The sequence below is a fragment of the Agrilactobacillus fermenti genome (assembly GCF_021030645.1).
GTDB lineage: Bacteria > Bacillota > Bacilli > Lactobacillales > Lactobacillaceae > Agrilactobacillus > Agrilactobacillus fermenti.
The window spans coordinates 25,210-38,172 of sequence record NZ_JACGCJ010000019.1; the positions used below are offsets into that span (position 1 = coordinate 25,210).

15 protein-coding genes are annotated in these 12,963 nt (G+C 39.1%); 10 read left to right on the forward strand and 5 right to left on the reverse strand.

The features are described from left to right. Positions 1–9: 9 nt before the first annotated feature. The 7 genes from nrdR (at position 10) to rplT (ending at position 6,589) form a co-directional block, all read left to right on the forward strand. Positions 10–489, forward strand: a complete 480-nt coding sequence (nrdR, locus tag FHQ08_RS08000) for a transcriptional regulator NrdR (protein WP_230913881.1) — start codon at positions 10–12, stop codon at positions 487–489. Between the two features lie 14 nt (positions 490–503). Next, the gene (locus FHQ08_RS08005; RefSeq protein ID WP_230913882.1) at positions 504–1,967 is read left to right on the forward strand and encodes a DnaD domain protein; all 1,464 of its coding nucleotides are present in this window, start codon (positions 504–506) and stop codon (positions 1,965–1,967) included. Next, positions 1,954–2,868, forward strand: a complete 915-nt coding sequence (gene dnaI, locus FHQ08_RS08010) for a primosomal protein DnaI (protein ID WP_407929193.1) — start codon at positions 1,954–1,956, stop codon at positions 2,866–2,868. The genes FHQ08_RS08005 and dnaI overlap by 14 nt, the downstream gene beginning before the upstream one ends. Positions 2,869–3,225: 357 nt before the next feature. Then, positions 3,226–5,196, forward strand: coding sequence for a threonine--tRNA ligase (gene thrS, locus FHQ08_RS08015; RefSeq protein WP_230913883.1), 1,971 nt, complete (start codon positions 3,226–3,228; stop codon positions 5,194–5,196). A 192-nt stretch (positions 5,197–5,388) separates the two neighbouring features. Then, on the forward strand, positions 5,389–5,898 hold the full coding sequence (gene infC / locus FHQ08_RS08020; protein ID WP_230913911.1) for a translation initiation factor IF-3: 510 nt from the start codon (positions 5,389–5,391) through the stop codon (positions 5,896–5,898). Between the two features lie 71 nt (positions 5,899–5,969). Further along, positions 5,970–6,170, forward strand: a complete 201-nt coding sequence (gene rpmI, locus FHQ08_RS08025; protein WP_230913884.1) for a 50S ribosomal protein L35 — start codon at positions 5,970–5,972, stop codon at positions 6,168–6,170. 59 nt (positions 6,171–6,229) lie between these two features. Then, positions 6,230–6,589, forward strand: coding sequence for a 50S ribosomal protein L20 (rplT, locus tag FHQ08_RS08030; protein WP_230913885.1), 360 nt, complete (start codon positions 6,230–6,232; stop codon positions 6,587–6,589). Positions 6,590–6,650: 61 nt separating this feature from the next. Here the strand turns inward: rplT and FHQ08_RS08035 are convergent, their stop codons facing one another. Genes FHQ08_RS08035 through FHQ08_RS08055 form a run of 5 tightly spaced genes read right to left on the reverse strand, consistent with a single transcriptional unit; the run spans position 6,651 to position 10,781 of the window. After that, positions 6,651–7,631 (reverse strand): NADP-dependent oxidoreductase, encoded by a 981-nt coding sequence (locus FHQ08_RS08035; protein ID WP_230913886.1) that lies wholly within the window; start codon positions 7,629–7,631, stop codon positions 6,651–6,653. Between the two features lie 51 nt (positions 7,632–7,682). Next, a complete protein-coding gene (locus FHQ08_RS08040) occupies positions 7,683–8,303 on the reverse strand; it encodes a flavin reductase family protein (RefSeq protein WP_230913887.1) in 621 nt (206 codons plus the stop codon). Beyond that, positions 8,300–8,923 carry an alpha/beta hydrolase gene (locus FHQ08_RS08045; RefSeq protein WP_230913888.1) on the reverse strand — a complete coding sequence of 208 codons (624 nt, stop codon included), beginning with the start codon at positions 8,921–8,923 and terminating at the stop codon, positions 8,300–8,302. The genes FHQ08_RS08040 and FHQ08_RS08045 overlap by 4 nt, the downstream gene beginning before the upstream one ends. Positions 8,924–8,926: 3 nt before the next feature. Next, positions 8,927–9,889 (reverse strand): ring-cleaving dioxygenase, encoded by a 963-nt coding sequence (locus tag FHQ08_RS08050; RefSeq protein ID WP_230913889.1) that lies wholly within the window; start codon positions 9,887–9,889, stop codon positions 8,927–8,929. Continuing rightward, a complete protein-coding gene (locus FHQ08_RS08055) occupies positions 9,882–10,781 on the reverse strand; it encodes a VOC family protein (protein ID WP_230913890.1) in 900 nt (299 codons plus the stop codon). Before FHQ08_RS08055 ends, FHQ08_RS08050 begins: the two co-directional genes overlap by 8 nt. Before the next feature lie 126 nt (positions 10,782–10,907). Here FHQ08_RS08055 and FHQ08_RS08060 point away from each other — a divergent pair, with 126 nt between their 5' ends. Genes FHQ08_RS08060 through FHQ08_RS08070 form a run of 3 tightly spaced genes read left to right on the forward strand, consistent with a single transcriptional unit; the run spans position 10,908 to position 12,942 of the window. Then, the gene (locus FHQ08_RS08060; protein ID WP_269073910.1) at positions 10,908–11,480 is read left to right on the forward strand and encodes a YqeG family HAD IIIA-type phosphatase; all 573 of its coding nucleotides are present in this window, start codon (positions 10,908–10,910) and stop codon (positions 11,478–11,480) included. 17 nt (positions 11,481–11,497) lie between these two features. After that, positions 11,498–12,619, forward strand: coding sequence for a ribosome biogenesis GTPase YqeH (gene yqeH / locus FHQ08_RS08065; RefSeq protein ID WP_230913892.1), 1,122 nt, complete (start codon positions 11,498–11,500; stop codon positions 12,617–12,619). 11 nt (positions 12,620–12,630) lie between these two features. Further along, positions 12,631–12,942 carry a YhbY family RNA-binding protein gene (locus FHQ08_RS08070; protein ID WP_230913893.1) on the forward strand — a complete coding sequence of 104 codons (312 nt, stop codon included), beginning with the start codon at positions 12,631–12,633 and terminating at the stop codon, positions 12,940–12,942. The last annotated feature ends 21 nt before the right edge of the window (positions 12,943–12,963 follow it).

The following is a 12,963-nucleotide window of genomic DNA, read 5'->3' on the forward strand; positions in this document are numbered from 1 at the left end:
GAGATAATCATGTTATGTCCCCATTGTCATCACAATAGCTCACGAGTCATCGATAGTCGACCAACTGACGAAGGTCGAGTTATTCGGCGCCGTCGCGAATGTGAAAATTGTGGCTACCGTTTTACGACTTTTGAACGTATTGAACAAACTCCATTACTAGTAATCAAAAAAAATGGGACGCGAGAAGAATTCAATCGTGAAAAAATATTACGTGGCGTCGTTCGCGCCGCTGAAAAGCGGCCAATTTCAATGGATCAAATGCGCGATTTAGTTGATCAAGTTGAAAATAAAATTCGGGCGACTGGCGAGACTGAAGTCAAATCCGGTGAGATTGGTGAATATGTTATGCAACTGCTCGCCAAAATTGATGATGTGGCTTATATTCGCTTTGCAAGTGTCTATCGTGAATTCAAGGATATGAATGGATTTATGCAGGAAGTTCAAGAGATGATGCATAAAGCTAAACCGGCTAGTGATAAAAAAGAATGATTTGAGGTGACAAAATGAATGGTAGTGATGTTCAATTTTCGCCCAAAGATGGTTTTTTAGTGACTCATGCGGATTATTATAATGATGCCCAAAATAAATATCTTGTTTATTTATATCAACCAATTCTTGGACCCGTTGCAGCGGCGTTATATACGACATTAAAATCTCTTGAAAATCCTGATTTGATGCGTACACAACGCCCTTTGCATCGGGTTTTATTGGATACACTGGGTGTTGATCTTGTCGCCGTGGAAACAGCACGACGTCGATTGGAAGCTTTAAGTTTACTGCGAACCTATACGGCTGAAGATATGATGGGGCGTTATTTTGTCTATGAATTATATGCACCTTTAGATCCAAGCAACTTTTTTCATGAGGATTTATTAAGTTTATTACTTTATCAAACGGTAGGGACTCAACGCTTTGATCAAATTAAAGCGCAGTTTCAGTTACACCCAGTGACAAAAGACCTAAAGGAAATTACAGTACCATTTGCCAGTATCTTTCCTAATGCAGTCAAAGATGCCGTTACAGATGCCGACCGTATTCAAGAAACAAAAGCAAATTTTCAGATCAAAGACCGGACACCAACATCGTTTTCAACGCGAGAAATACAATCATTTGATTGGGCATTATTACAAGATTTATTACAGCGTTATCAAATACCCAAAACCGAACTCACAAAAAATCAGCAAATGATTTATGAACTGCATCGATTTTATGGTATTGATGAAGTGGCCATGGCTAACTTGATCACAAGTACTTTAGATATTGTGACTAATGAAATTAATCCACGAAAGTTAGAGAGTTTAGCGTTACAGGAATACACTCAAACTAAAGGCAGCGTTAAATCGACGACTGTGAAAGCAAAAACAGTTGAAAATGATACTTCAGCTTCAAAGGCAGCACAAACTTACTCAGATGATGAACAACGCTTGTTACGTCAAGCAAAGGCTTTATCAGTAACTGATTTTCTTGCTTGGCAAAAACAATTGAAAAAAGGGTTCGTAGGTAAGGGTGAAACTCGAGTCTTACGGGAATTGCAACATCGCAATATTTTTTCTGACGCATTGATCAATATGTTGACCTATGCTAATTTGATTGAAAGTAGTACCGTGACGCTGGCTTTCATTGAAAATGTAGCCAATGATTGGCAGCAAAATGATATTCAAACGCCTGAAGCTGCGTTAAAACGTATCCAAGCTCATTACCAAACCAATGGACGTACCAATCAAGCAGTTAATGGGAAACGTTATAGTCGGACCCCAAAGGCCAAACAAATTACTGAGCCAATACCTGCATGGTATCAGGAATCTCAAAGTTCAGAGTTATCAGAAGAATCAACCAATACCCAAAATAAGGGTAAACACACGCCTTCTGCCACTAAGTCAGCTAGTCAGGATGACCTTAAGTTCGATAAACTTTTTGATCAATTGAATGATATCAAACAAAGGAGGGAGAAACGTGAAAAGTCTTAGTGACCAGTTTGCGGCTTATATGGATCGGCGAAAGTTAAATGAAAATTACCAGCGCGTGATTCAACAGACGATACAGGATTCAGATGTGCAAACTTTTCTGCAGAATAACCATGATAGCTTAAATCAAGCAGCAATCGAACGCAGTGCCTCTAAACTATACGAATTCGTACGGGAAAAAAATAAGGTACGTGCTGGCAAATCCGGTTTAATTCCAGGTTATATTCCTAAATTGGTCATTAGTAACGGCCTAATCGATGTTTCATATGAACCTAGTGCCGCATTGATTGCCCAGCAGCAAAATACGGCTTTGAAGCAGCGTGTGACTCGGGTCAATATGCCTAAAGCGATTGAGACGGCGAGTTTTAAAGATTACGATATTACTACTGGCCGCAAGCAAGCCTTGATGGCAGCTATGGAATTTGTTAAAGATATGATCACCAAACCAAATATTTTTCACAAAGGGCTTTATCTTTATGGGGCTTTTGGCGTTGGTAAAACATATTTACTTGGCGCAATTGCCAATGAGCTCGCTCAAAGCAACATTCAAACTGCAATGATTCATTTTCCAACACTGGCCGTTGAAATGCGTGGTGCGATCAGTACTAATGGTGTGGTTGATCGTATTGATAGCTTGAAAAGTTCCCCTGTCTTAATGTTAGACGATATTGGTGCTGAATCTCCGAGCGCTTGGATCAGAGATGATGTCCTCGGCGTGCTCTTGCAATACCGGATGCAAGAACAGCTCCCGACCTGTTTTACTTCAAACTTTTCCTGGACTGAGTTAAAAACCTTTTTGAGTAATAGCAATAAGGGTAATGAACCTATTAAAGCCGCACGCATCATGGAACGCATCCACTTCTTAAGTCAAGAGATTTCAGTGGCGGGTGAAAATCGGCGTTAGTTAGTCACTGGTCAGTTATCAATTTTCAGATGTTTTTCAAAAGGAACTTGCGGTTTCATGCAAATCGTGTTTTAATAGTCCTTGAGTTGAAAGATATGTTGCAAAAGGTAGCAGAGAATTGATGCATGGCTGAAACATCAATAAAAATCCTAACTTGCAAAACCACTTTCATGAATTATAGTTTCGATCGAAATTGGTTGGCAACCAATATCAGCTAAGAGTGAAAATCTTGTGATTTTAACGTGGGTGGAACCGCGCTTTTAATAAAGCGTCCCTAGAACAAATTGTAGTTTGTTCTAGGGCTTTTTTTATACCCAACTACAACGTTAAAACGCAAAAACTTGGAGGGTTTTAGATATGACAATTTCAATTGAATTTCCAGACGGTTCAAAGAAGCCTTTTGATGAGGGTGTTTCTGTATTAGATGTCGCTAAATCTATCAGTACTTCGTTAGGTAAAAAAGCAATTGCCGGTAAATTTAATGATGAATTGGTTGATTTACAACGGCCAATCAAACAAGATGGTAAGCTACAAATTTTAACGGCACAAGACGATGATGCCTTGATCGTATTAAATGATACAGCTGCATTTTTATTGGCTGCTGCTTTAAAATCTTTGTATCCTAAAATGCATTTTGGCGAAGGTCATTCTACTTCAGATGGCTTTTTCTATGATACAGATAATGCTGATGGCCAAGTGACTGTTAATGATCTAGAAAATATCAAAAATAAGATGCAAGAGCTAGTTAAAGCCAATGGTGAAATCAAGCGGGTACTTGTTGATAAAGCCGATTTACTCAAAGAATTCGCTGATGATCCTTATATGGAATCATTGATCAATGCTGAAACGGGCGTGCAGATTGCTGCTTTCCAATTAGGGGACTTTATTGACTTTGGCTATCGTGCTTTGTTGAATAAGGCCGGAGAAGCCAAGATTTTTGAATTGTTATCTGTTGCCGGTGCTTATTGGCAAGGTAAATCCAGTAACCCAATGCTGCAAAGAATTTATGGGACAGCCTTCTTTAAACAAGCTGACTTAGAAGCTGATCTTAAACGGCGGGCAGAAATTAAAGAACGTGATCATCGGACATTAGGCCGAGAATTGGATCTTTTCTTCGTTGATCCAGAAGTTGGTGCCGGGTTACCATATTGGATGCCAAATGGGGCTACGATTCGACGGACAATTGAACGTTACATCATTGACCGCGAAGTTGCTGCCGGTTATGAACATGTTTATACGCCAGTATTGGCTAATTTAAATCTATATAAACAATCTGGTCACTGGGACCACTATCGGGAAGATATGTTCCCACCAATGGATATGGGTGACGGTGAAATGCTGGAATTACGGCCGATGAATTGCCCGTCACACATTCAAATCTACCAACATCATTTACGGAGTTACCGGGAATTACCAATTCGGATTGCCGAATTGGGCATGATGCATCGCTATGAGAAGTCTGGAGCTTTGTCTGGGCTGCAGCGAGTACGTGAAATGACATTGAACGATGGTCATACCTTCGTGCGCCCAGATCAAATTCAAGATGAATTTAAGAAGATTTTACAGCTAATGATGAGTGTTTATGAAGACTTTGATATTACAGATTATACATTCCGGCTCAGTTACCGTGATCCAGCAAATACGGAAAAATACTTTGATGATGATGAAATGTGGAATAAGTCACAATCAATGCTTAAGGGTGCCATGGATGATTTAGGCCTAGATTATTATGAAGCTGAAGGTGAAGCTGCTTTCTACGGTCCAAAACTTGATGTTCAAACTAAGACAGCATTAGGCAATGACGAAACCTTATCAACGATCCAATTAGATTTCATGATGCCTGAGAAATTTAACTTAGTGTATACTGGAGAAGATGGCAAAGAACATCGGCCAGTTATGATTCATCGGGGTGTAATTAGTACAATGGAACGTTTCATTGCATACTTAACTGAGATTTACAAGGGTGCTTTCCCAACTTGGCTAGCACCAAACCAGGTTGAAATAATTCCGGTCAATTTGGACTTGCATGCTGATTATGCTCAATCATTGAAGGCACGCATGGCTGCAAAGGGTATCCGAGTCAAAGTAGATTTGCGTAACGAAAAGATGGGCTATAAGATTCGAGAAGCGCAAACTCAGAAGATACCATATACATTAGTTGTAGGGGACCAAGAGGTTGAGGACGCCACGGTTTCTGTTCGTAAATACGGTTCTGAGAAGTCAACTACAGAAGATGTTAATTTATTTGTTGATGCAATTATTGCTGAAATCAATAATTATAGTCGTACTGGTAAAGAAAATACCGTTGAAAGTAAACTTGACAAGTAAACGATAGTTAAGTATACTGTTTGATGTTGTAAAAAATAAGAAAGTAGAAGTCCGTCTTCTCGCCTATGCTTTTGAGCCTCTGGGTTGTATTTTTCATTGAACGTTATATGAATGAAGATTACGAGCGGATTTCTGTGGAAATCCGCCTTTTTTCTACTTTTATGGAGGTGCTTGACCATAGCAAGAGACATGATGGTAAATGACAACATTCGTTTCCGCGAAGTTCGTCTTATTGCTGAAAACGGTGATCAATTAGGTGTTCAATCTAAACAAGATGCTCTAAAGTTAGCAGACCAAGCCAACTTAGATCTTGTAATTGTCGCGCCGAAAGCTAAACCACCAGTTGCAAGAATCATGGATTACGGGAAATACCGTTTTGAAATGCAAAAGAAAGAACGGGAAGCTCGTAAGAAACAGAAGACCATCAGTGTTAAAGAAGTTCGTTTGAGTCCAACTATTGAAGAAAATGACTTTAATACGAAATTGAACAATGCTCGTAAGTTCTTGAGCAAAGGTGATAAGGTTAAAGTCTCAATTCGTTTCAAAGGCCGGGCAATCACGCATAAGGACATTGGTCGTCAAGTGTTGGAAAAACTAGCCAAAGAAGCTAGTGATGTTGCAACTGTCGAATCTCATCCAAAAATGGATGGGCGCAGCATGTTCTTAATGCTTGCCCCTAAAGCCGAAAAAGACAGTAAATAAGCTTTACTGTCACATACATTTTTCGAACCTGATTATTAATCAGGTTCTGTACTTAGGAGGATTTTTCAATTATGCCAAAGCAAAAAACACATCGCGCTTCTGCAAAGCGCTTTAAGAAAACTGCCACTGGTCAATTAACCAGACACCATGCCTATACACGGCATCGTTTCCATGGCAAAACGGTTAAACAACGTCGTCAATTACGTAAAGGTACTTTAGTATCAAGCGCAGATCGCGGTCGTTACCGTCAAATGCTTTCACAAGTAAAATAATCAATCTTTAAATTAACAGTCCTGACCAAGTCAGATGATCGTTTCAAGGAGGAAAAACCATGGCTCGTGTTAAAGGCGGAACAGTTACCCGCAAACGTCGTAAGAAAGTCTTAAAATTAGCAAAAGGTTATACAGGTGCTAAGCATCTTTTATTCAAATCTGCAAATGCACAGGTAATGAATTCGTATCGTTACGCATTTAGAGATCGTCGGCAACGTAAACGTGATTTCCGTAAATTATGGATCGCACGTATTAATGCTGCTGCACGTCAAAATGAAATTAGCTATAGCAAATTAATGCATGGCTTAAAAGTCGCTGGTATTGATATCAATCGTAAAATGCTTGCTGATTTAGCTATCAGTGATGCTGCTGCATTTACAGCACTTGTTGATGCTGCTAAAAAAGCTTTAGCTGCTTAATAAAGCACAAAAAAACCACTCTTTAATTATGAGTGGTTTTTTTGTATAAAAAATATTTAACTTATTTAGCCGGGCCATGAGTTGTTGTGCGTTCGTGTTTTTGAGCAATAACTAAATGACCTTCATTAGTATGTTGTTCCAGTTTCTGGTGGGCCGTAATGACACCTTGAACATTAAAAGGAAGTGCCTCATCAGCGCGAATGATTAAACCAAATGTTCGTGATAAGTGGGTGAGAAAACGCAAAGCCTGGTTGGTATCAAAACTCTTGTCTTGATGGACGTAAGCCAGTGAAGTTCCAGATTTAGTAATCACTGGGGCGATATCACCCACAGTAGCAATTGAGCCGCCACCAGCCTTAACGAGTTGGTTGATCAAACCATTGTCTGTTCCATTCATAGCCGCATTAACGACGAAATCAGCTTGATTCTCAAATTTGGCCCCAACATCTTCTTGATCATAAAATCCCATCTCATCTACACCAATCAAATGCATAAATGCGGCATTTTTCTTGGCACCAATGCCAATGACTCGATTACCATAGCTTTTAGCAATTTGGACAACAATTGAACCAACTGTGCCACTTGCGCCAATTACAGCAATTGTTTTGTCGTTTGTATCCGTAAAACGTTTTAAGAATCGATGAATAATATTATAGGCGGCAACGCCTGGTGTTGGTAGACTGGCAGCATCTAAAATAGACATAGTTTTAGGTTTTTTGACAATTTTAGATGTGGTGGCCGTGACGTATTCACTATAACCACGTAACGGTCGTAGATTAATGACCCAGTCACCAATTTCAAAATCAGTGACTTCTGATCCCATAGCGGCAATTTGACCGACAACATCAGAGCCTGGAATAATGGGGAAGGCCAGCGGCCGGTTCTGTTGTTCTGAACCTCGGCGTAATTTCACATCATAAGGATTAACACCAAAAGCCACTGTTTTGATTAAAACCTGATTATTTTTAGGTTCGGGCTTAGGGCGCTCAATTGTTTCAAATACTTCTGGTGCACCATAAGTATTAAAACCAAAAGATTTCATAAGCAAAACCTCCAATTAATTTAAAATATGGCACAATAGTTCTATCATAGCTCATTTCGGCCGTTGCATGAAAAAAGTTTTACCTAAATAAGTGTAATTTGGACCTGCTAGGCGACCAAGTGGTTGTAATGCCTCGACATCAATATGTTTTGCTGTTTCATCCAAGATGTGTTCGGCAAAATGAAATCCTTGTACTTCTAAGAGTAACAGATCAGTCATAACTTGCTTATTTTTATCTAATAATGGGATATGTTGATATAAGGTTGTTTCTAGACGAATCTTGGCACGGACTAAACCAGGTACCGCGATAAAATCGCTTTTAATTAGCGGTTCATTAATTAGATCCAGCTCACTATTTTGAGCAGCTATACCGGCTGCTGTAGCATTCATTGCCGCAGCAAATTCTGCGCTGACAATATGAATGACAGCTTCTTTTTGGTGTAAAATATTGAACGCTGTATGCTTAACAGACTGATTCTGCCGCAAAATTGCTAAACTAATAATCGGCTTTTGATTGCTAGCGACAGAAAAGTAACTAAAGGGCGCTAGATTAACGACTTTTGTGTCTGAATTTAAAGTTGTGACCCAGGCAATAGGTCGTGGAATCACGCTACCCGATAAAAGTTTATATTGATCTATGTGCGATAAATCTTGTGCCGCATAGGTAATCATATTCGACCACTCGTACTTAACCAAGCCTTAGCCGCTTCTAATTCGTTTTCGGAAAGATTATGTGACTGGTTGGCTTCATAAGCGGTCATATCAGCTTGCTGTTTTTGGAACATTGTTTTTAAAGCGTTAAAGTTTGCTGGCGAAACGATTGGATCCTGATTGCCGTGAGATAACCAAACTTTGGTATCTGGAATTGCTGGTGTTGCTTCATTAGCTGCTAAAACCATCGGATGAAAAAATATCCCAGTTTTGATTGGGCTAATACCAGCCAATATCGCTTTCGCAGCAACGTTTGCGCCATTTGAATAACCCACCACGATCATCTCAGAGATAGACAAGCCATGCTCGTTTGTTAGGGTTTTGATGGCATTAAATAACCAGTTAGTTTCTTGAGTTAAGCTATCTAGATCAAAACCACCAGTTGCTGTATGTTTGAAGTAACGGGTAAGACCATTCTCAATGAGCCGGCCGCGAATAGATAAAAGGCTTGCTTCTGGTGAGAGAAAATGTCCAATCGGTAGTAAGTCCTTCTCATCACCGCCAGTCCCATGTAGCAGAAGTAAAGGTGCAGCATTGGCTGATCCCTGAACAAATTCATAATTGATATCATTAGTTTTCATTAATTATTTCAACTCCGTTTTAATTGGTGTTAAACCAGCTTCAATTTCAGAACGCCGATTTTCCAAAAATGGGGGTAGTTCCAGATGAATACCTGCTTCATCATAAGTTTCATCTTGTAGAAATCCAGGGCCATCCGTTGCAATCTCAAATAAAATCTGTGGTGCAGCACGAAAGTACTCAGATTTGAAGTAAAAACGATCTACAAAACCAGATTGTGGCAAGCGATAGGCTTTGATTTTTTCAATCCAGGTTCGCAAAACAGTTTCATCACTAACGCGAAAGGCTAAATGATGTACGTTACCATAGCCTTCTTCAGCGGGAGCAACATCTTCGCGGTGTTCCATGATCACTTCAGCACCATGGCCACCATTATTTAACTCATACCGAGTAAAAGCACCCTCTGTTTCATTTTGAGTAAAGCCCATCAGTTCAGTTAAGATCAAGTTTAAATGGCCTTGATTAAAAACGGTAATTTGAACGGGGCCAAGACCTACAATAGCAAATTCGGCAGGGACGTCACTTTTTTTAAAGGGTGTACCGCCAGAAATACCGCTATTATGTTCATCGGATACCAACTGATATTGTTGACCATCGAAATCTTCAAATTGGATAATTTTATCTCTGAATTGTGTTTTGATTTCTGAGTGCGTAATGTGATTTACTTCGAATCGCTTGGTCCAATAAGTTAGAGCTGCATCGTTAGGCACACGAAAGCCAATTCGTGAAATTAGATTGGTTCCCTTTTTACCCTTGGCTAGATGGGGAAATTCAAAAAAGGTGATATCTGTACCAGCAGTGCCCATATCGTCCGTAAAATAAAGATGGTAGGCTGAGACATCATCCTGGTTGACTGTTTTTTTTATTAAATGTAAGCCCAATAATTTAGACATGAAATTAAATATTTTTTGTGCGTCCGATGTAATCGCAGTCACATGATGTAAACCTAGTAAATTTTCATTATCCATTAAAAACGACACTCCTTTGTTTAAAATATGCTTCAATTTCGGAACGTTTGCTTTCAAATTTAGGGGGCAAGCCTAAGCTTTCGCCTAACGTTGCTAAGGGTTCATCTAAGGTAAATCCTGGTGTCATCGTTGCAAATTCAATTCGGTTATGGTTCGGCTCACGAATATAGAGACTGGTGAACCAGCCACGATCGCGGACCTCTTCAATTGACCAACCTTGATCTTGAGCTTTTTGAATCATGGCCTGCAGTGATTTAATGTCTGTTACCGTTAATGCAACATGGTCCATACTACCGCGGCCAAAGCGGTGCTTATCGGTTGAATTAGAAAACATAATCTTTAAAAAGTTACCATCATCCAGCAGCAATTGATCATCTTCAAAATGTAAATTTAAAAAACGTTCAAAAAAGTCAAGTGTCGGTGCTATTTCTGGCACGTGTAGTTCAGTACCTAAAAGGCCGACGATTTGGTAGTTGCCCGGAATATTATTAGAAACATATTGTTGTGGTGCCAGCGCTTTAAAGCTTGGATGGAGCGTAATTGTGACACCATCTGGATCATTGAATTGTAAATTATCATCAACCTGTGTGGTCATAATGTGATAATGATTCAAACGGTCATACCAGAATGATAAGCTAGCTTCGGGGATTGCATAATGGATGCCATTCAAATAGCTTTTGCCGTCATAACGATGACCGATATTAGGCACTTCAAAAAAAGTAGTAACAGTACCTGGTGTGCCTAAATAATCACCATAGAACAGGTGCCGCATATGAATATTTTCTTGATTTACCGTATTTTTAACGAAACGAAAGCCAAGGACTTGTGTATAGAATGCAATATTCTTTTTAGCATCTTTAGTTAATAAGGAGACGTGATGCAATTTTGACATGTTAGATCCTCCCTTTTAAGTTATTGTATATTACTTACACAAAGTAAGCAATAACTTTGGACTTAATAAATCGCTTACAAAACAAGGTTACCATAAAACATGCATTAAATGCTAAAATCTACTATAATGTATAAATGTATATGTATAAAACGAAAAATAGGAGAAAGTTCTGTGAGTTTTACGCCAACATTTATGATTGAGTCCATTTTTAATATCGATGCTGATCAACTTAAACAATTAGATATTAAAAATATTCTGACAGATTTAGATAATACATTATTACCATGGAATGATAAGCGCGCAACCGATGAGCTCAAACATTGGTTGGCACACTTAACTCAAGCGGGAATCAAAGTTATTGTGGTTTCTAATAATAACCATCAGCGTGTTAAACTGGCACTCAAGGATATTGATGTACCATTTATTTCACGAGCTTTAAAACCAACTACAAAAGGGATTCGTCATGCGATTCAACAATTTAACTTGCGCCCCAGTGAAACTGTAATGGTTGGCGATCAGTTGATGACGGATATTTTTGCCGGTAATGCTGCAGGTATTCGTACAGTTCTAGTCAAACCGCTGGTAGCAACTGATGGTTGGAACACAAGCATTAATCGCTTTTTAGAGCAATTTATTTTTATGAAGTTACGTTATCAAAACGGTCCTTTAATTTGGCATCAAAAATTGACGGACCGCTAATTTTTTTGGAGGTATGCATGGACTTAACTGAAGATATATATTGTATTGGCTGTGGTGCTAAGATCCAAACTTTGGATAAATCTGCTCCAGGGTATATTCCTAATAGTGCTTTGCAAAAACAGCTGACACAAAACGCAGAAACGATTTATTGTCAACGGTGTTTTAGGTTAAGACACTATAATGAGATTGTGCCAGTATCTGTTGCAAATGATGAATTTATTAAATTGCTAAATGAACTTGGTACTAAAGATGCACTGATCATTAACGTGATTGACATTTTTGACTTTGATGGTAGTGTGATCCCAGGTTTACATCGCTTCGTGGGTCAAAACCCTGTGATTATTGTCGGCAATAAGGTAGATGTTTTACCCAAAGAAGTTTCAAGGCCAAAGATTCGGCACTGGTTAGAAGTGCAAAGTCATGCTCAAGGTCTACGGCCAATCAAAACAGTTTTGGTATCTTCTAAAACCGGTGAAAATGTTGAAGGACTTTTAAAAGTGATCGATCGTTATCGTGAAGATAAAGATGTTTATGTGGTTGGAACTACGAACGTAGGTAAATCAACACTGATCAATCAAGTGATTCGTCAGAATATGACCATCAAAGATTTGATCACAACTTCAAGATTTCCAGGTACAACTTTGGATAAAATCGAAATTCCCTTTGAAGATGGTCGCTACCTAATTGATACGCCAGGTATTATTCATGAACATCAAATGGCGCATTATTTAAATGACAAAGATTTGAATTTGATCGCACCGCAAAAAGAAATCAAGCCGAAAACGTTTCAGTTAAATGCTAGACAGACATTGTTTTTGGCGGGTATTGCACGTTTTGATTATATACAAGGTGCACGTCAAGGAATTACCGTCTATGCTGATAATCAACTGTATCTCCATCGCACCAAGCTAGAGAATGCGGATGTATTTTATACGAGACAGATTGGGCAATTATTAACACCACCCCGTACTGAGGATCTCAAGAACTTTCCCAAACTTGTTCGTCAAGAATTTTCGATTCAAGAACCGAGTGACATTGTTTATGCCGGGTTAGGATGGATCACAGTCAAACATCCAGGACTAGTGGCCGCTTATGTACCTGAAGGTGTCAATGTTGCAGTTCGACCAGCAATTATTTAAAAGGAGTTATTATGCTAACAGGAAAACAAAAGCGTTTCTTACGTTCAAAGGGTCAAACGATGCGGCCAATCATGCAAATCGGTAAAAATGAATTCTCACAGCATTTGTTTGCACAAGTCGACGCGACTTTAGAACGACGTGAACTGATTAAGATATCTTTATTGCAAGCAGCAGCTGTAACACCTCAGGATACGGCTGAGTGGTTAGTTGCTCAGGATCATAAAATTGAGATTGCTCAGATTATTGGTCGGACGATTTTAGTTTTTCGCCCATCAACTAAAGAAAAGTTTCAAGACATTTCCAAATCGATTGCTGAATTATAATATTTAATTGATAAGGAAGAG